General features: G+C 73.1%; 15 protein-coding genes. 14 read left to right on the top strand and 1 reads right to left on the bottom strand.

Annotated features, from left to right (window positions below; all coding sequences use genetic code 11):
• Positions 1-156 precede the first annotated feature (156 nt).
• From ABZ956_RS27885 to ABZ956_RS27860, 6 genes are all read left to right on the top strand, one after another.
• Entirely contained in the window at positions 157-480 is a 324-nt protein-coding gene (locus ABZ956_RS27885; RefSeq protein ID WP_071966183.1) for an integration host factor, read from the top strand.
• 60 nt (positions 481-540) lie between these two features.
• Complete coding sequence (gene gmk, locus ABZ956_RS27880; RefSeq protein ID WP_361899330.1) at positions 541-1,131, top strand: guanylate kinase; 591 nt, start codon at positions 541-543, stop codon at positions 1,129-1,131.
• Between the two features lie 34 nt (positions 1,132-1,165).
• A complete protein-coding gene (gene rpoZ / locus ABZ956_RS27875; RefSeq protein ID WP_030360466.1) occupies positions 1,166-1,438 on the top strand; it encodes a DNA-directed RNA polymerase subunit omega in 273 nt (90 codons plus the stop codon).
• Positions 1,439-1,583: 145 nt separating this feature from the next.
• Positions 1,584-2,792 carry a bifunctional phosphopantothenoylcysteine decarboxylase/phosphopantothenate--cysteine ligase CoaBC gene (coaBC, locus tag ABZ956_RS27870; RefSeq protein ID WP_361899327.1) on the top strand — a complete coding sequence of 403 codons (1,209 nt, stop codon included), beginning with the start codon at positions 1,584-1,586 and terminating at the stop codon, positions 2,790-2,792.
• Between the two features lie 188 nt (positions 2,793-2,980).
• Positions 2,981-4,189 (top strand): methionine adenosyltransferase, encoded by a 1,209-nt coding sequence (metK, locus tag ABZ956_RS27865; RefSeq protein ID WP_361899324.1) that lies wholly within the window; start codon positions 2,981-2,983, stop codon positions 4,187-4,189.
• Between the two features lie 314 nt (positions 4,190-4,503).
• Positions 4,504-6,654 carry a primosomal protein N' gene (locus ABZ956_RS27860; protein WP_361899321.1) on the top strand — a complete coding sequence of 717 codons (2,151 nt, stop codon included), beginning with the start codon at positions 4,504-4,506 and terminating at the stop codon, positions 6,652-6,654.
• Positions 6,655-6,874: 220 nt separating this feature from the next.
• Here the strand turns inward: ABZ956_RS27860 and ABZ956_RS27855 are convergent, their stop codons facing one another.
• Entirely contained in the window at positions 6,875-7,381 is a 507-nt protein-coding gene (locus ABZ956_RS27855) for a hypothetical protein (protein ID WP_361899318.1), read from the bottom strand.
• A gap of 294 nt (positions 7,382-7,675) precedes the next feature.
• Between ABZ956_RS27855 and fmt the strand changes: the two genes are divergently transcribed.
• The 8 genes from fmt (at position 7,676) to ABZ956_RS27815 (ending at position 17,218) form a co-directional block, all read left to right on the top strand.
• The gene (gene fmt, locus ABZ956_RS27850) at positions 7,676-8,608 is read left to right on the top strand and encodes a methionyl-tRNA formyltransferase (RefSeq protein ID WP_361899315.1); all 933 of its coding nucleotides are present in this window, start codon (positions 7,676-7,678) and stop codon (positions 8,606-8,608) included.
• A gap of 51 nt (positions 8,609-8,659) precedes the next feature.
• Positions 8,660-10,114 (top strand): transcription antitermination factor NusB, encoded by a 1,455-nt coding sequence (locus ABZ956_RS27845; RefSeq protein ID WP_361899312.1) that lies wholly within the window; start codon positions 8,660-8,662, stop codon positions 10,112-10,114.
• 95 nt (positions 10,115-10,209) lie between these two features.
• Entirely contained in the window at positions 10,210-10,896 is a 687-nt protein-coding gene (gene rpe, locus ABZ956_RS27840; RefSeq protein ID WP_360912524.1) for a ribulose-phosphate 3-epimerase, read from the top strand.
• Between the two features lie 167 nt (positions 10,897-11,063).
• A complete protein-coding gene (locus tag ABZ956_RS27835; RefSeq protein WP_361899309.1) occupies positions 11,064-12,053 on the top strand; it encodes a sugar-binding domain-containing protein in 990 nt (329 codons plus the stop codon).
• Between the two features lie 280 nt (positions 12,054-12,333).
• Positions 12,334-13,776, top strand: coding sequence for a GuaB1 family IMP dehydrogenase-related protein (locus ABZ956_RS27830; RefSeq protein WP_361899306.1), 1,443 nt, complete (start codon positions 12,334-12,336; stop codon positions 13,774-13,776).
• A gap of 416 nt (positions 13,777-14,192) precedes the next feature.
• Complete coding sequence (locus tag ABZ956_RS27825; RefSeq protein WP_361899361.1) at positions 14,193-15,974, top strand: amino acid permease; 1,782 nt, start codon at positions 14,193-14,195, stop codon at positions 15,972-15,974.
• A gap of 122 nt (positions 15,975-16,096) precedes the next feature.
• Positions 16,097-16,663 (top strand): GNAT family protein, encoded by a 567-nt coding sequence (locus ABZ956_RS27820; RefSeq protein WP_361899303.1) that lies wholly within the window; start codon positions 16,097-16,099, stop codon positions 16,661-16,663.
• A 99-nt stretch (positions 16,664-16,762) separates the two neighbouring features.
• Positions 16,763-17,218 carry an Lrp/AsnC family transcriptional regulator gene (locus ABZ956_RS27815; RefSeq protein WP_086572781.1) on the top strand — a complete coding sequence of 152 codons (456 nt, stop codon included), beginning with the start codon at positions 16,763-16,765 and terminating at the stop codon, positions 17,216-17,218.
• Positions 17,219-17,323: the final 105 nt, after the last annotated feature.

The following is a 17,323-nucleotide window of genomic DNA, read 5'->3' as shown; positions in this document are numbered from 1 at the left end:
ACTTTTCGTCTGTTCTCGCTGACTGGAGCGGGATCGGCCGCTAGTCTCCGACGAGAGCGAACGAGCAAGCGCGTTGCTCGTTGCTCCCCAGGTGTGGGCCGACTAGGTTCCTCACCGGTCCTTATCCGACAGTTCGACATCCGAGGTGACGTAGGCGTGGCTCTTCCGCCCCTTACCCCTGAACAGCGCGCAGCCGCGCTCGAAAAGGCCGCCGCGGCTCGCCGGGAGCGCGCCGAGGTCAAGAATCGACTCAAGCACTCCGGCGCCTCGCTGCACGAGGTCATTCAGCAGGGCCAGAAGAACGATGTCATCGGCAAGATGAAGGTCAGTGCCCTCCTGGAGAGCCTTCCCGGTGTGGGCAAGGTCCGCGCCAAGCAGATCATGGAGCGGCTCGGGATCTCCGAGAGCCGCCGCGTGCGCGGACTCGGCTCCAACCAGATCGCCTCTCTTGAGCGAGAGTTCGGCAACAAGGCGGCCTGACCGCCACCCGGCGGCGGTCCCGCGTTCCCAGGCACTCCCCGGAACCGGGATAATCGCTGCATGAGTACTGCAGTCTCCCGGGGGACGTCCCCCGTACCCCCGGCCAGACAACCGCGGCTGACCGTGCTCTCCGGCCCCTCCGGGGTCGGTAAGAGCACGGTCGTCGCCCATATGCGCAAGGCCCACCCCGAGGTGTGGCTCTCGGTCTCCGCGACCACCCGCAAGCCGCGCCCCGGCGAGCAGGAGGGCGTCCAGTACTTCTTCGTCGACGACGAGCAGTTCGACAAGCTCATCGCCAACGGCGAACTGCTGGAGTGGGCCGAATTCGCGGGCAACCGCTACGGCACGCCCCGCAAGGCCGTGCTCGACCGCCTGGAGGCGGGCGAGCCGGTCCTGCTGGAGATCGACCTCCAGGGCGCCCGGCAGGTCCGCGAGACCATGCCGGAGGCCCAGCTGGTCTTCCTCGCGCCGCCCAGCTGGGAGGAGCTGGTCCGCCGGCTCACCGGCCGGGGGACCGAGTCGCCCGAGGTCATCGAGCGCCGGCTGGCCGCCGCGAAGGTCGAGCTCGCCGCCGAGGCCGAGTTCGACACCACGCTGGTCAACACCTCCGTCGAGGACGTCGCACGCGAGCTGCTAGCCTTGCTTCGCTGAACATCTTTCTTCACCCCCCTTCGGAAGGCAGAGAGTGTCCTCTTCCATCACCGCGCCCGAGGGCATCATCAACCCGCCGATTGATGAGCTGCTCGAGGCGACCGACTCGAAGTACAGCCTGGTGATCTACGCCGCCAAGCGCGCTCGCCAGATCAACGCGTACTACTCCCAGCTCGGCGAGGGCCTGCTGGAGTACGTCGGTCCGCTGGTGGACACCCACGTCCACGAGAAGCCGCTCTCCATCGCGCTCCGCGAGATCAACGCGGGCCTGCTGACCTCCGAGGCCGTCGAGGCCCCGGCGCAGTAAGCGCTGTTTTTCGGTATGTGACACCACGGGCCCGGCAGAGGCTCCACCCACCGTTTGGGCTGGGGGAGCGACTGCCGGGCCCGTGGTGTGTCATGGGGCCTGTACGGTTCGCACGTACGGACGAGAGCGCGGGGAGAAGCGAGCGATGGACAAGCCCAAGGTCGTCCTGGGGGTCAGCGGCGGAATCGCCGCCTACAAGGCGTGCGAGCTGCTGCGCCGCCTCACCGAGTCGGGGCACGACGTCCGGGTGGTGCCGACCGCCTCGGCCCTGCACTTCGTCGGTGAGGCGACCTGGTCCGCGCTCTCCGGCCACCCCGCCGTCACCCAGGTCTGGGAAAGCGTGCACGAGGTGCCGCACGTGCGGATCGGCCAGCAGGCCGACCTCGTCGTCGTCGCCCCCGCCACCGCCGACATGCTGGCCAAGGCCGCCCACGGCCTCGCCGACGACCTGCTGACCAACACGCTCCTCACGGCCCGCTGCCCGGTCGTCTTCGCGCCGGCCATGCACACCGAGATGTGGGAGAACGCCGCCACCCAGGAGAACGTGGCGACGCTGCGCCGCCGCGGCGCGATCGTCATCGAGCCCGCCGTCGGCCGGCTGACCGGCGTCGACACCGGCAAGGGCCGCTTCCCGGAGCCCGGCGAGGTCTTCGAGGTCTGCCGCCGGGTGCTGGCCCGCGCCGCCGCCCCCCAGGTCGCCGACCTGGCCGGCCGGCACGTCGTGGTGAGCGCCGGCGGCACGCGCGAGCCGCTGGACCCGGTCCGCTACCTCGGCAACCGCTCCTCCGGCAAGCAGGGCTACGCCCTGGCCCGTACCGCCGTCGCGCGCGGTGCCCGCGTCACCCTCGTCTCCGCCAACAGCGAACTTCCCGACCCCGCGGGCGCCGACGTCGTGCACGTGGGGACGGCGGTGCAGCTGCGGGAGGCGGTGCTCAAGGCCGCCACGGACGCCGACGCCGTGGTGATGGCCGCCGCCGTGGCGGATTTCCGCCCCGCGCACTACGCCGAGGGCAAGATCAAGAAGCGGGACGGCCAGGAGCCCGAGCCCGTCGCCCTGGTCCGCAACCCCGACGTCCTCGCCGAGCTCTCCGCCGCGCGCCCCCGCCCCGGCCAGGTCGTCGTCGGCTTCGCCGCCGAGACCGACGACGTGCTCGCCAACGGCCGCGCCAAGCTCGCCCGCAAGGGCTGTGACCTGCTGGTCGTCAACGAGGTGGGGGAGCGTAAGACCTTCGGCTCGGAGGAGAACGAGGCGGTCGTCCTGGCCGCCGACGGCACCGAGACGCCGGTCCCCCACGGCCCCAAGGAAGCCCTCGCCGACACCGTCTGGGACCTGGTGACCAGGCGCTTCGCCTGAGGGTCGCAGGCGGGAATAAAGGGGCCGGAGTGGCGGGTGTCACAGGCCGGCCCGGCCGGTGAGGGAGGACGGGATGTCCCGAGCCGGGGAAGGACGGATAAACTGGCACCCGGATCCGCGTCGAGCGCAGCTCTCGGCCGGGTCCTTCAAATGATCAGCCAGCAGCCGCTGCAACCCCAGGGAGCATTGTGTCCCGTCGCCTTTTCACCTCGGAGTCCGTGACCGAGGGGCACCCCGACAAGATCGCTGACCAGATCAGCGACTCCATTCTCGACGCCCTCCTCAAGGAGGACCCGACCTCCCGCGTCGCGGTCGAGACCCTCATCACCACCGGCCTGGTGCACGTGGCCGGTGAGGTGACCACGAAGGCCTACGCGCCGATCGCCTCTCTCGTGCGCAACAAGATCCTCGAGATCGGCTACGACTCCTCGAAGAAGGGCTTCGACGGCGCTTCCTGCGGCGTCTCGGTCTCCATCGGTGCCCAGTCCCCGGACATCGCCCAGGGTGTGGACACCGCCTATGAGTCCCGCGTTGAGGGCGATGAGGACGAGCTCGACAAGCAGGGCGCCGGCGACCAGGGCCTGATGTTCGGCTACGCCTGCGACGAGACGCCCGAGCTCATGCCGCTGCCGATCCACCTGGCGCACCGGCTCTCCCGCCGCCTGTCGGAGGTCCGCAAGAACGGGACCATCCCCTACCTGCGCCCCGACGGCAAGACCCAGGTCACCATCGAGTACGACGGCAACAAGGCCGTGCGCCTGGACACCGTGGTCGTCTCCTCGCAGCACGCCTCGGACATCGACCTGGACTCGCTGCTGGCGCCCGACATCCGCGAGTTCGTCGTCGAGCACGTCCTCAAGGAGCTCGTCGAGGACGGCATCAAGCTGGACACCGAGGGCTACCGCCTCCTGGTGAACCCCACCGGCCGCTTCGAGATCGGCGGCCCCATGGGTGACGCCGGCCTCACCGGCCGCAAGATCATCATCGACACCTACGGCGGCATGGCCCGCCACGGTGGCGGCGCCTTCTCCGGCAAGGACCCGTCCAAGGTCGACCGCTCGGCCGCCTACGCGATGCGCTGGGTCGCGAAGAACGTCGTCGCCGCCGGCCTGGCCGCGCGCTGCGAGGTCCAGGTCGCCTACGCGATCGGCAAGGCCGAGCCGGTGGGTCTGTTCGTCGAGACCTTCGGCACCAACACGGTCGACACCGAGAAGATCGAGACCGCCATCGCCGAGGTCTTCGACCTCCGCCCGGCCGCGATCATCCGCGACCTCGACCTGCTCCGCCCGATCTACGCGCAGACCGCCGCGTACGGTCACTTCGGCCGTGAGCTTCCCGACTTCACCTGGGAGCGCACGGACCGCGTGGACGCGCTGAAGAAGGCCGCGGGGCTGTAGGACCCCTCCGCACGGCCGACGGCCCCGGACCGATGTGTCGGTCCGGGGCCGTCGTGCTGCCAGGGAAACCCCCGGCGGCACAGGCTGACCTTTTTCTGATCCCCCGATAGCCTTGCTGCGGCGCCGGGGTGCCCGGTGCGCGGGTGGCGGATCCTTCCGGGGCAGTGGCCCCTCGCGGGTTCGAATCCCGTCGCCGGCCTGGTGGCCGGTGTGGCCGAGTGGTCCATGGCAGCAGCACGCCGCCGCCGATTTCTGACCTCGGGCACCCCCGCGCGCCGCCGCCCCTGTCAGTGCCCTCTGGTAGGACTGGAGCCGTGAGCAGCGAGAACGGGCGAGGCGGGGCGCAGTCCGCGGGGGAGCAGGCGGAGCAGCTCGCGTTCATTCGCGAGACGGTGCGCAAGGCCAAGGTGCCGCGGGCCAAGCCGCGGACGTGGCGGGGCGCCGAGCTGGCCAAGGAGCTGCCCGTCGCGCGCGTGCTGGTCGACAAGGGCCCCGTCCACCTCGACCGGCTCTGGGACTACGCGGTGCCCGCCGAGCTGGACGCCGACGCCCGGCCCGGCACCCGGGTGCGGGTGCGCTTCGGGGCGGGCACCCGCAATGTGCGGGGCGGGCGCCGCGAGGGCGGCGGCCTGCTCGACGGCTTCATCGTGGAGCGGGTGGCCGAGTCCGACTACCAGGGGCCGCTGGCGGCCATCGCCCAGGTGCTGTCGCCCGAGCCCGTGCTGAGCCCGCCGCTGCTGGGGCTGTGCCGTGCCGTCGCCGACCGGTACGCCGGCTCGCTCGCCGACGTGCTGCAGCTGGCCGTGCCGCCGCGGCACGCCCGTATCGAGACCGAGCCCTCGCCCGCACCCCTGTCGCCGCCGCCGGTGCCCGGGCCGGGCAGCTGGGCGCGGTATCCGACCGGGCCGGCCTATCTCGACGCCGTCGCCCGGGGCGACTCCCCGCGCGCGGTGTGGAGCGCGCTGCCCGGCCCGCACTGGCCGGCGGAGCTGGCCCGCGCCGCGGCCGCAGCCCTCGCCTCGGGGCGCGGCGCGCTGATCGTGGTGCCCGACGGCCGGGCCGCCGCCCGCGTCGACGCCGCGCTCGGCGCGCTGATCGGAGCGGGCCGGCATGTGCTGCTGACCGCCGACATCGGCCCGGAGGAGCGCTACCGCCGCTGGCTGGCGGTCAGCCGGGGCTCCGTACGTGCCGTCGTCGGCACGCGCGCGGCGATGTTCGCGCCCGTACGGAACCTGGGCCTCGCCGCGATCTGGGACGACGGCGACTCCAGCCACAGCGAGCCGCACGCGCCGCAGCCGCACGCCCGCGAGGTGCTGCTGCTACGGGCGGCGCACGAGAAGGCGGCGTTCCTGCTCGGCGGCTTCGGCTGCACCGTGGAGGCGGCCCAGCTGGTGGACACCGGCTGGGCCCTGCCGCTGGCCGCCGGCCGGGAGCTGCTGCGGGCCGCGGCGCCCCGCGTCCGCACGGTCGGTGAGAGCGACGAGGCGCGCGACGCCGCCGCCCGCGCCGCCCGGCTGCCCACCGTCGCCTGGGAGGTGGCCCGCGAGGGCCTCAAGCACGGGCCGGTGCTGGTGCAGGTGCCGCGCCGCGGCTACGTACCGCGGCTGGCCTGCGAGCGGTGCCGCGAGCCCGCCCGCTGCGCGCACTGTGCCGGGCCGCTGGAGGCGCGGGGCGAGGGCGGGCTGCTGCACTGCGGCTGGTGCGGGCAGGAGGCCCGTGACTGGCACTGCGGCGAGTGCGGTGGCTTCCGGCTGCGCGCCCAGGTCGTCGGCGCGCGGCGCACGGCGGAGGAGCTGGGCCGGGCCTTCCCGGCCGTGCCGGTCCGCACCTCGGGCCGCGACCACGTCCTGGACACCGTCCCGGACCGGCCCGCCCTGATCGTCTCCACCCCGGGCGCCGAACCGGTCGCCGAGGGCGGCTACGCGGCGGCCCTGCTCCTGGACGGCTGGGCCCTGCTGGGCCGCCCCGACCTGCGGGCGGGCGAGGAGGCGCTGCGCCGCTGGCTGGCGGCGGCGGCGCTGGTACGGGGGCAGGAGGCGGGCGGCACGGTGGTGGTCGTGGCCGAGCCCACGCTGCGCCCCGTGCAGGCGCTGGTCCGCTGGGACCCCGCCGGGCACGCGATGCGCGAGCTCGCGGACCGGGCCGAGCTGGGCTTTCCGCCGGTGTCCCGGATGGCGGCCGTCAGCGGCCCGCCGGACGCCATCGCCGAGCTGATCGCCGCCGCGGATCTGCCGCAGGGCACGGAGGTCCTGGGCCCCGTCCCGCTGCCGGCCCCCCAGCCGGGCCGCCCCCGCCGCGCGGGCGACCCCCCACCGGGCGAGCACTGGGAGCGCGCCCTCCTCCGCGTCCGCCCGGGCCAGGGCGCCGCCTTGGCCGCCGCCCTCAAAACCGCCCAGGCCGCCCGCCTGACCCGCCGTGACGGCGAACCGGTACGCCTGCGGGTGGACCCGCCGGACATCGGCTGACCAGCGCCCGAAGTCCCGCCGCGGCGGCACTCGGCTGGTGGCGATCGTCATCGGGCGGGGGGAGGAGACCAGAGGCAGGGCCTGAAATCCCGCCGCAGCGGTGCTCAGCCACGACGTCGGAATCCGGCGGTGCCGGACCGCACTCAGCCGGAGGCGGTCCCCACCGGGCAGGGCCCCCGAAGTGGCGCGCGACACGGTGGCGCCCAGGCCGGGGGAGGGCTCAGCCGTTGCGGGGGCCCGGGAAGGCCGAGGCGCGGGGCTCCTCGCGGTGGGCGACCGGCTGGCCGGGCACCGAGCGGGCGGCCGGGACGACGGGGACCGGGGTGGGCTCGGCCGTGCGGACGACCGGCTCGGCGGTCTCGGTGGTGGTCTGTCCGCCCGCCCGGCGGGCGCCGTAGCGGCGGTGCACCGCCTGCTTGGTGACGCCGAGCGCCGAACCCACCGCGTCCCACGAGAAGCCCAGCGAGCGGTCGAAGTCCACCGCCGCCGTGACCAGCGTCTCGACGCTGTCCCGCAGCTCCTGCGCCAGCCGGACGGTCGGCGCGGGGGCACGGCCGTAGACGACGAAGCCCGCCGACGGGCCCGTACGGCGCGGACGGTAGACGTTGCCCAGCTGGGCGGTGAGGGTGCGCAGCGCGTCCACCTGACGGCGGACCCTCTCGATGTCCCGGACCAGGAGATGCAGGCTGGCCCGTGCCTGGGCGTCGTGGGTTGCGTGGTCGGGCATGAACAAGCCTCTCGGACCGGCGGTTAAAGGGACGTAGGAGGACGAGAGTTGACGGGTGGTCGGTAAACAACGCAAGGAAAGCGGACCGTGGTTGCAGCCCGTTTCGGTCAATCTCTCTTGACCCAACGCGCCACGGGCCGCTGGGTCACGGTATGGGGGCGTACATCCGCTGGAATGGGGCGCGCGTCAGCCCGCACGCCCCCTGCGCCGAGGGCGCCTCTAGACTGGAGCGCCGTTCCGCCCGGCGCCCCGCCAGCGCTGTGAGAGCGCCACGAGAGAGGTAGTCCGCCACCCATGAGGCTCGTCTTCGCCGGTACCCCCGAGGTCGCCGTACCCGCCCTCGACGCTCTGATCGCCTCGGACCGCCACGAGGTCGTCGCCGTCGTCACCCGGCCCGACGCGCCCGCCGGACGCGGTCGCCGGCTGGTCGCCAGCCCGGTCGCCGAGCGCGCCGAGGAGGCGGGCATCGAGGTGCTCAAGCCCACCCGCCCGCGCGACGAGGACTTCCTCGCGCGGCTGCGCGACATCGCCCCCGACTGCTGCCCGGTCGTCGCCTACGGCGCCCTGCTGCCCAAGGCCGCCCTGGAGATCCCCACCCACGGGTGGGTGAACCTGCACTTCTCCCTGCTGCCCGCGTGGCGCGGCGCCGCCCCCGTGCAGCACGCGATCCTCGCCGGCGACGAGGTGACCGGCGCCTCCACCTTCCAGATCGAGGAGGGCCTGGACTCCGGGCCCGTCTACGGCGTGCTCACCGAGCAGGTCCGCCCGACCGACACCAGCGGCGACCTGCTGACGCGGCTCGCCTTCGCCGGCTCCGGGCTGCTGGCCGCCACCATGGACGGCATCGAGGACGGCACCCTCAAGGCCGTGCCGCAGCCCGCCGAGGGCGTCTCGCTCGCCCCGAAGATCAGCGTCGAGGACGCCCGCGTCGACTGGGCCGCCCCCGCCCTGCGCGTCGACCGCGTCGTGCGCGGCTGCGCCCCCGCCCCCGGCGCCTGGACGACGTTCCGCGGCGAGCGGCTGAAGGTGATGTCGGTGGCGCTCACCCCCGACCGCGCCGGCCTCGCCCCCGGCGAGATCGCTGCCGCCAAGAACTCCGTCCACGTCGGCACCGGCTCGCACGCCGTGCAGCTGCAGTGGGTCCAGCCGCAGGGCAAGAAGCCGATGCAGGCCGCCGACTGGGCCCGCGGCGTCCGCATCGCCGCGGGCGAGCGGCTGGGCGGATAGGCGCGGGCGTAGGCTGGAAGCCTTCATCACACCAGCTCCGGAGCACCTTTCGTGAACGATCAGGCGTCTCGCCGCAAGAACGGCCGCCCCGCCAAGCCGTACCGCCGGCCCCAGAAGGACCCGGTACGGATCCTGGCCTTCGAGGCACTGCGGGCCGTCGACGAACGGGACGCCTACGCGAACCTCGTGCTGCCCCCGCTGCTGCGCAAGGCCCGCGAGAAGGGCGACTTCGACACGCGTGACGCCGCCCTCGCCACGGAGCTGGTCTACGGCACGCTGCGCCGCCAGGGCACCTACGACGCGATCATCGCCTCCTGCGTCGACCGTCCGCTGCGCGAGGTCGACCCGCCGGTGCTCGACGTGCTGAGCCTGGGCGCGCACCAGCTGCTCGGTACGCGCATCCCGCCGCACGCCGCGGTGTCCGCCAGCGTCGAGCTGGCGCGGGTCGTCCTGGGCGACGGGCGGGCGAAGTTCGTCAACGCCGTGCTGCGGAAGATCGCGGCCCACGACCTCGACGGCTGGCTGGAGAAGGTCGCCCCGCCCTACGACCAGGACCCCGAGGAGCACCTCGCCGTCGTCCACTCCCACCCGCGCTGGATCGTCTCCGCGCTGTGGGACGCGCTCGGCGGCCCCCGGGCGGGCATCGAGGACCTCCTGGAGGCGGACAACGACCGCCCCGAGGTCACCCTGGTCGCCCGCCCCGGGCGGGCCACCACCGAGGAGCTGCTGGCCGCGGTCGGCGGGGACGGTGAGGGCACGGCCCTGCCCGGCCGCTGGTCGCCGTTCGCCGTGCGGCTCGCCGAGGGCGGCGAGCCCGGCGCGCTGGACGCCGTGCGCGAGGGCCGGGCGGGCGTCCAGGACGAGGGCAGCCAGCTCGTCGCCCTGGCCCTGGCCGAGGCCCCGCTGGAGGGGCCGGACGAGCGCTGGCTGGACGGCTGCGCGGGCCCCGGCGGCAAGGCCGCCCTGCTGGGCGCGCTCGCCGCGCGGCGCGGCGCCGCCCTGCTGGCCTCCGAGAAGCAGCCGCACCGCGCCCGCCTCGTCGAGCGCGCCCTGGCCGGCAACCCCGGCCCGTACCAGGTCATCGCCGCCGACGGCACCCGTCCGCCGTGGCGCGAGGGCACCTTCGACCGGGTCCTGATGGACGTGCCGTGCACGGGCCTGGGCGCCCTGCGCCGCCGCCCCGAGGCCCGCTGGCGCCGCCGGCCCGAGGACGTGGCCGGCTTCGCGCCGCTCCAGCGCGACCTGCTGCGCGAGGCGCTGCGCGCCGTGCGCGTGGGCGGGGTCGTCGGCTACGCCACGTGCTCCCCGCACCCGGCGGAGACCCGGGCCGTCGTCGACGACGTCCTCAAGGGGCGCGGCGGTCCCGCGGTGTCCGCCGAGTGGATCGACGCGCGGCCCCTCATGCAGGGCGTCCCCGTCCTCGGCGACGGCCCCGACGTCCAGCTCTGGCCCCACCTGCACGGCACGGACGCGATGTACCTGGCGCTGCTGCGGCGCACGGGCTGAGCCGCAGCAGCCGGAAGCTGTCGGAAGCAGCCGCCGGGCACAGCCCCGACAAGCCCCGGGTCAAGGCCGCCGCCGCGGCATGGCAGGCTTGGGGTATGGCCGTGCAGATCAACCCCAGCATCCTGTCCGCGGACTTCGCCCGACTCGCCGACGAGGCGCAGGCGGTCAAGGGCGCCGACTGGCTCCACGTCGACGTGATGGACAATCACTTCGTGCCCAACCTGACGCTCGGCGTGCCGATCGTCGAGTCGCTGGCCAAGGCCACCGACACCCCGCTGGACTGCCACCTCATGATCGAGGACCCGGACCGCTGGGCGCCGCAGTACGCCGAGGCGGGCGCCGGGTCGGTGACCTTCCACGCGGAGGCCGCCGCGGCGCCCGTGCGGCTGGCGCGGGAGATCCGGGCCAAGGGGGCGCGGGCGTCCATGGCGCTCAAGCCGGCCACCCCGATCGAGCCGTTCGAGGACCTGCTGCCCGAGCTGGACATGCTGCTCATCATGACCGTCGAGCCCGGCTTCGGCGGCCAGGCGTTCCTCGACATCATGCTGCCGAAGATCCGCCGCACCCGTGAGCTCATCTCGCGGCACGACCTGCAGCTGTGGCTGCAGGTCGACGGCGGTGTCTCGGCCTCCACCATCGAGCGCTGCGCCGAGGCCGGCGCGGACGTGTTCGTCGCCGGATCGGCCGTCTACGGTACGGACGACCCGGCAGCGGCCGTACGCTCTCTGCGCGCGCAGGCGGAGCAGGCCACCGCCCGCGCGCCCTGGGCCTGTGCGCACTGAGCGTCCCGGCCCTGCTCGCCCGAATTGCTGAGGGCGAAGGTCAAGGTCTGATCAAGGCGCGGCGCATCTGACAGGATGACGTCGAGTCATTAGCTCCACAGCTTGCACACAAGCGTGAACACAGTAGTGAGGAGACCAGGGTGTCGACGGGCCGTTCAGCCACGCCTATGGGGCCCGCCGAGCTGGTGCAGGCGGCGGCGATGGCCCGCCGCTTCTACCTCGAGGGCAAGTCGAAGATCCAGATCGCCGAGGAGTTCGGCGTGAGCCGCTTCAAGGTGGCCCGGGTGCTGGAGACGGCACTGGAGCGCGACCTGGTGCGGATCGAGATCCGGGTGCCGGCGGAGCTGGACGCGGAGCGCTCCGACGCGCTGCGCGCCCGCTACGGCCTGCGGCACGCGGTCGTCGTGGAGTCCCCGGCCGACGCGGCCGACGACGCGCCCGATCCCGAGAACCTCGGCGAGGTGGCAGCCGACCTGCTCGGCGAGCTGGTCCACGAGGGCGACGTGCTCGGCCTCGCCTGGGGCCGCTCCACCATCCACATGGCCGCCGCCCTGCACCGGCTGCCGCCCTGCACGGTCGTCCAGCTCACCGGCGTGTACGACGCGGGCACCGCCGAGCGCGGCTCGGTGGAGGCCGTGCGCCGGGCCGCCCAGGTCTCGGGCGGCGAGGCCCACCCGATCTACGCCCCGATGCTGCTGCCCGACACGGCCACGGCCGCGGCGCTGCGCGGCCAGACCGGCATCGCCCGGGCCTTCGACTACTTCGACAAGGTCACCGTCGCCGCCGTCTCGATCGGCTCCTGGGCGCCGGGCATCTCGACCGTCTACGACATGCTGACCGAGGAGGAGCGCGCCCACTACGCCTCCCTCGGCGCCGCCGCCGAGATGTCCGCGCACCTCTTCGACGCCGAGGGCCGCCGGATCGGCCGTGACCTGGGCGAGCGCTGCATCACGGTGGAAGCCGACCGGCTGCGCCGCATACCGGAGGTCGTCGCGATCGCCGGCGGGCTGCGCAAGGCCGCGGCGATCGGCGCGGTACTGCGCTCCGGGCTGGTCACCAGCCTGGTCACGGACACCGCGGCGGCCGACTACCTGCTGCTGGAGACGGGCCCGGGCCCCCGCCCGGCACTGGACCGGGCGGACCCGGACGGCTCGTAGGCCCCCTGCCGCACCCCGACGGCGCCGGCCACCCTTCCCCGGGTGACCCCGGCGCCGTCGGCGTACCCGGGCCGGTGACCGCGTAGTGGGTGAAGCGCTTGGGCGAAGCCACAAGCGCTGGTCGCCGCCCGCTGGCCGATGGCACAGAATATGCGCGCGGTTCGCCAGGATCGGCTGCGATCGTGGATGATGGGTCCAGGAACCTCAGCCCGATCCGGTGCTGGCTCGGTGCTGACTCCCCACCCGCTCTGTACGCAAAACCGCAGGTGAGAGAGCCAGTATGCGATTCCTTAACGACCAGAAGCCGGCGTACGACCTGACGTACGACGATGTGTTCATGGTGCCGAGCCGCTCCGCGGTCGGCTCCCGGCAGGGAGTGGACCTTTCCTCGCCCGACGGGACGGGCACCACCATCCCCCTCGTGGTCGCCAACATGACCGCCATCGCCGGCCGCCGCATGGCCGAGACGGTCGCCCGCCGCGGTGGCCTCGTCGTCATCCCGCAGGACATCCCGATCGAGGTCGTCACCGACGTCATCTCCTGGGTCAAGGGCCGTCACCTCGTGCTCGACACCCCCATCGTGCTGGCCCCGACGCAGACCGTCGCCGACGCGCTGTCCCTGCTGCCCAAGCGGGCCCACGGCGCCGGCGTCGTCGTCGACGCGGACCACCGCCCCGTCGGTGTCGTCACCGAGCACGACCTGACCGGTGTCGACCGCTTCACGCAGCTGTCCGAGGTCATGTCCACCGAGCTGCTGCTCCTGGACGCCGACATCGACCCGCGCGAGGCCTTCAACCAGCTCGACGCCGCCCACCGCAAGCTGGCGCCCGCCGTCGACAAGGACGGCAGGCTCGCCGGCATCCTGACCCGCAAGGGCGCGCTGCGCGCGACGCTGTACACTCCCGCCACCGACGCGGACGGCAAGCTGCGCATCGCCGCCGCCGTCGGCATCAACGGCGACTTCGCCGTCAAGGCCAAGCAGCTGCTCGACGCGGGCGTGGACACGCTCGTCATCGACACCGCCCACGGCCACCAGGAGTCGATGATCAGCGCGATCAAGACCGTCCGGGCGCTCGACCCGCAGGTCCCGATCGTCGCCGGCAACATCGTCGCCGCCGAGGGCGTGCGCGACCTCATCGAGGCCGGCGCGGACATCATCAAGGTCGGTGTGGGCCCGGGCGCCATGTGCACCACCCGCATGATGACCGGCGTGGGCCGCCCGCAGTTCTCCGCGGTGCTCGAGTGCGCCGCCGAGGCGAAGAAGTACGGCAAGCACGTGTGGGCCGACGGCGGCGTCCGGCACCCCCGCGACGTGGCCATGGCCCTGGCGGCCGGTGCGTCCAACGTCATGATCGGTTCCTGGTTCGCCGGGACCTACGAGTCGCCGGGCGACCTCCAGCAGACGGCCGACGGGCGCTTCTACAAGGAGTCCTTCGGCATGGCCTCGGCCCGCGCGGTGCAGAACCGCACCTCCGAGGAGTCCGCGTACGACCGGGCCCGCAAGGGCCTGTTCGAGGAGGGCATCTCCACCTCGCGCATGTTCCTCGACCCGGCCCGCCCGGGCGTCGAGGACCTGATCGACTCGATCATCGCGGGCGTCCGTTCCTCCTGCACCTACGCGGGTGCCGGCTCCCTCGAGGAGTTCGCGGAGCGGGCCGTCGTCGGCGTCCAGAGCGCCGCCGGTTACGCCGAGGGCAAGCCGCTGCACGCCAGCTGGCAGTAGTCTCCATCGTCCCGAAGGGGCGCGGCCTGGATTTCCCAGGCCGCGCCCCTTTTTCGCTACCCGTGTACCGATTCATAACGCGACGTGCAACGATCACCCGTTCTGAGCCCCCGGACGCAATGATCGACCGGGCATACGCAAGAATGGTGCATTACGAGCGTGGGCCCTGACCTCATAGGGTCTGCGCAGAACGTGGAGTGGCGGGTACCGCTTGCTCGGCGGTACCCCCTCGCTACGGGTTTGCTCTGCCATGCCGGCGCGCCCTGGGTGGCCGCCGTGGGCCGCTGCTTCCGACCGGCACCCCCACCGGCAGTCATGAACGGAGCAACCCCGTGTTGGACCAAGGCACTGCGCCACCCTCCACCGGTGACAAGCGGCTCTCCCCGCCGCCCGCCGCCGGCTTCGGCGCCCGCCTGATGCGCCGCAAGCCCGTCGAGCGCCTGGTCGCCGAGGGCGGCCAGGGCGAGGGCGGCAGCCTGCGCCGCTCGCTCGGCATGTGGCAGCTGACCATGATCAGCATCGGTGCCACGCTGGGCACCGGCATCTTCGTCGTCCTCGGCGAGGCCGTGCCCGACGCGGGCCCGGCGGTTGTGATCTCGTTCATCCTCGCGGGCATCACCGCGCTGTTCTCGGCGCTGTCCTACGCGGAGCTGGCCGGCACCATCCCGGTCTCCGGCTCCTCGTACTCCTACGCCTACGCCACCCTGGGCGAGATCGTCGCCTGGGTCTGCGGCTGGTGCCTGATCCTCGAGTACGGCGTCTCCGTCGCGGCCGTGGCCGTCGGCTGGGGCCAGTACCTCAACGAGCTCCTCGACGGGACCATCGGCGTCACCATCCCCGACGCCCTGGCCAACCCGCCGGGCGTCGACGGCGGCATCTTCAACCTGCCGGCCCTGCTCGTCGTGCTGCTGTGCATGGCCTTCCTGATCGGCGGCGCCAAGGAGAGCGCCCGCGCCAACACGATCATGGTGGTCGTGAAGATCGCGGCCCTGCTGCTCTTCTGCGCCGTGGCCTTCACCGGCATCCGCGCCGGCAACTACGCGCCGTTCCTGCCGCTCGGCCTCGGTGGCGTGAGCGCCGCCGGCGCCACGCTGTTCTTCTCCTACATCGGCTTCGACGCCGCCTCCACCGCGGGTGAGGAGGCCAAGGACCCGAAGAAGGACCTGCCCAAGGCGATCATGCTGTCGCTGCTGATCGTCACGGCGCTCTACGTGCTGGTCGCGGCGATCGCCATCGGCGCCATGCCGTGGGACAAGTTCGAGGGCTCCGAGGCCGCGCTCGCCGGCATCATGGAGGACGTCACCGGCCAGAGCTTCTGGGCCGTGCTGCTCGCCGCCGGCGCCGTCATCGCCATCGCCAGCGTCGTGCTGACCGTCCTCTACGGACAGACCCGCATCCTCTTCGCGATGTCCCGCGACGGCCTGGTCCCCAAGGCATTCGCCAAGGTCAACCGCAAGGGCGTGCCGCTGGCGAACACCCTGATCGTCTCGCTGTTCTGCGGCATCCTGGCCGCGGCGGTCCCGCTCGGCCAGCTCGCCGACGCCACCAGCATCGGCACGCTCTTCGCCTTCGCCCTGGTCAACGTCGCCGTTATCGTGCTGCGCTTCACCCGCCCCGACATGCACCGCAGCTTCCGGGTACCGCTTTCGGGTGTGCGTGTCACCGTCGGCTCGGCGCGGATCCCGCTCGGCCTGATCTTCCCCGTGCTGGGCTTCGGGATGTGCGTCTACATGATGCTCAGCCTCGACGCCATCACCTGGCAGGTCTTCGGCGCCTGGATGGTCCTGGGCCTGCTGATCTACTTCTTCTACGGCATGCGCAGCTCGCGCCTGGCCAAGGAGGCCGCGGGCGAGGCCCTGCCGGTCGCGGCGGTCGCCGCCGAGGGCGCCGTCCCGGTGCGGAAGGCGAAGCGGACCGCTCCGAAGGCCCAGGCCAAGGCGGCCGCCGGCACGGCCGCGAAGGCCACCGCCACGACGGCGGCGAAGGGCGAGGCCACGTCCGGCGCCCAGGCCGCCGAGAAGGCGGACGAGAAGGCCGGCGCCAAGGCCGACGCCGCGCCGGCGGCCACGTCCGGCGCGAAGCCCGCCGCCAAGGCCGGGCCCAAGGCCGGTGCGAAGCCCGGCGCCAGAACCGGTGGCAAGGCCGGATCGCGGAACGCGAAGAAGTCCCGCAACAAGGGCCGCCGCAAGGGCCGCTGAGCCCGGTCCGGGGGGCGGCCGGGCCGCCGACGAAGAAATGATCTTCTCCGCGCCGCCCCTATGATCCCTCCCTGCCGGGTCCGCCGTCCGGGGACCCGGCAGACGGGAAGGGATCACATCGGATGAGCAGTCCCCATCTCCTGCTGACCGGCGACCGGCTCGCCCTGGGCATGCCCCGTGACGAGATGCTGACCGAGTACCACAGATGGGAGTGCGACCCCGGGACCATCCTCGGCGCCGGCAGCCGCTTCCCCCGGTCGTGGGAGGCCCGGGCCGACGAGTGGGACCGGGAGCTCGACGACCCCCACCACGCGCGGTTCGAGGTCGTACGGCTGAAGGACAAGCAGTCGGTCGCCCTGACCACGCTGCGCATCGACCCCGGCGAGCGGCGGGCCGAGTTCGCGATCGTCGTCGCCCCGGCCCAGCGCGGCAAGCGCTTCGCCGAGGAAGCCACCCGCCTGACCCTCGACTGGGCGTTCCACCTGGGCGCCATGCGGGCCGTGTGGCTGCGGGTGCTGGAACCCAACCGGGCCGGCATCACCGCCTTCGAGAAAGCCGGCTTCCGGCCCACCGGCCGCTTCCGCAAGTCCGGGCACTGGCTGGGCCAGCACGTCGACGAGGTCCTGATGGACGCCCTTCCGGAGGAATTCCCCGGGCCCCCCGCCCTGTGCACCGCGCTCGGCAGCTGAGGGCGCGGCCCACGTCCATCAGGTCGGGGACACGGCCGGGTACGTGATCTACTGCTGGTAGCAGTAGCTGGTTACCCGGAGAAAAGTGATCCACCCGCCGTGCGATTGAATGAGCTCGACGAACGCATCGTGCACGCCCTGGCCGAGGACGCCAGGCGCTCCTACGCCGACATCGGCGCGGAGGTCGGCCTGTCCGCGCCCGCCGTCAAGCGGCGCGTGGACCGACTCCGCGCCGAGGGCGCCATCACCGGCTTCACCGTGCGGGTGGACCCGGCGGCGCTCGGCTGGGAGACGGAAGGCTTCATCGAGCTCTACTGCCGCCGCAACACCTCGCCCGAGGCCATCCACCGGGGCCTGTCGCGGTACCCGGAGGTGGCGTCGGCCTCCACCGTCACGGGGGAGGCCGACGCCATCGTCCAGATCTTCGCCTCGGACATGCGCCACTTCGAGCGCGTCCTGGAGCGCATCGCGGGCGAGCCCTTCGTGGAGCGCACGAAGTCCGTGCTGGTCCTCTCGCCCCTGCTGCGCCGCTTCAGCTCCGGCGCGCCCTCCTGAGCCGCCCGGGCCCCGGCTAGGTTCTGTCTCTCCGATCATGATCGGAGAGACAGATTGAGGAGTGCTGCGGCGGTGACAACGCCAAGGCTCTCAAGACGCCGGAGT

The sequence above is a fragment of the Streptomyces sp. NPDC046261 genome, from assembly GCF_040646235.1.
GTDB lineage: Bacteria > Actinomycetota > Actinomycetes > Streptomycetales > Streptomycetaceae > Streptomyces.
Note: the sequence above shows the minus strand (reverse complement) of the source record. Positions and strands in the feature narration are given on the sequence as shown.

Excerpts from the sequence above, each read along its gene's own strand:
- ABZ956_RS27825 (WP_361899361.1), top strand. The coding sequence starts at position 14,193 with ATGCGCCGCAAGCCCGTCGAGCGCCTGGTCGCCGAGGGCGGCCAGGGC.
- rpe (WP_360912524.1), top strand. The coding sequence starts at position 10,210 with ATGGCCGTGCAGATCAACCCCAGCATCCTGTCCGCGGACTTCGCCCGA.
- ABZ956_RS27830 (WP_361899306.1), top strand. The coding sequence starts at position 12,334 with ATGCGATTCCTTAACGACCAGAAGCCGGCGTACGACCTGACGTACGAC.
- gmk (WP_361899330.1), top strand. The coding sequence starts at position 541 with ATGAGTACTGCAGTCTCCCGGGGGACGTCCCCCGTACCCCCGGCCAGA.
- ABZ956_RS27855 (WP_361899318.1), bottom strand. The coding sequence starts at position 7,381 with ATGCCCGACCACGCAACCCACGACGCCCAGGCACGGGCCAGCCTGCAT.
- ABZ956_RS27835 (WP_361899309.1), top strand. The coding sequence starts at position 11,064 with ATGGGGCCCGCCGAGCTGGTGCAGGCGGCGGCGATGGCCCGCCGCTTC.
- fmt (WP_361899315.1), top strand. The coding sequence starts at position 7,676 with ATGAGGCTCGTCTTCGCCGGTACCCCCGAGGTCGCCGTACCCGCCCTC.
- ABZ956_RS27820 (WP_361899303.1), top strand. The coding sequence starts at position 16,097 with ATGAGCAGTCCCCATCTCCTGCTGACCGGCGACCGGCTCGCCCTGGGC.
- coaBC (WP_361899327.1), top strand. The coding sequence starts at position 1,584 with ATGGACAAGCCCAAGGTCGTCCTGGGGGTCAGCGGCGGAATCGCCGCC.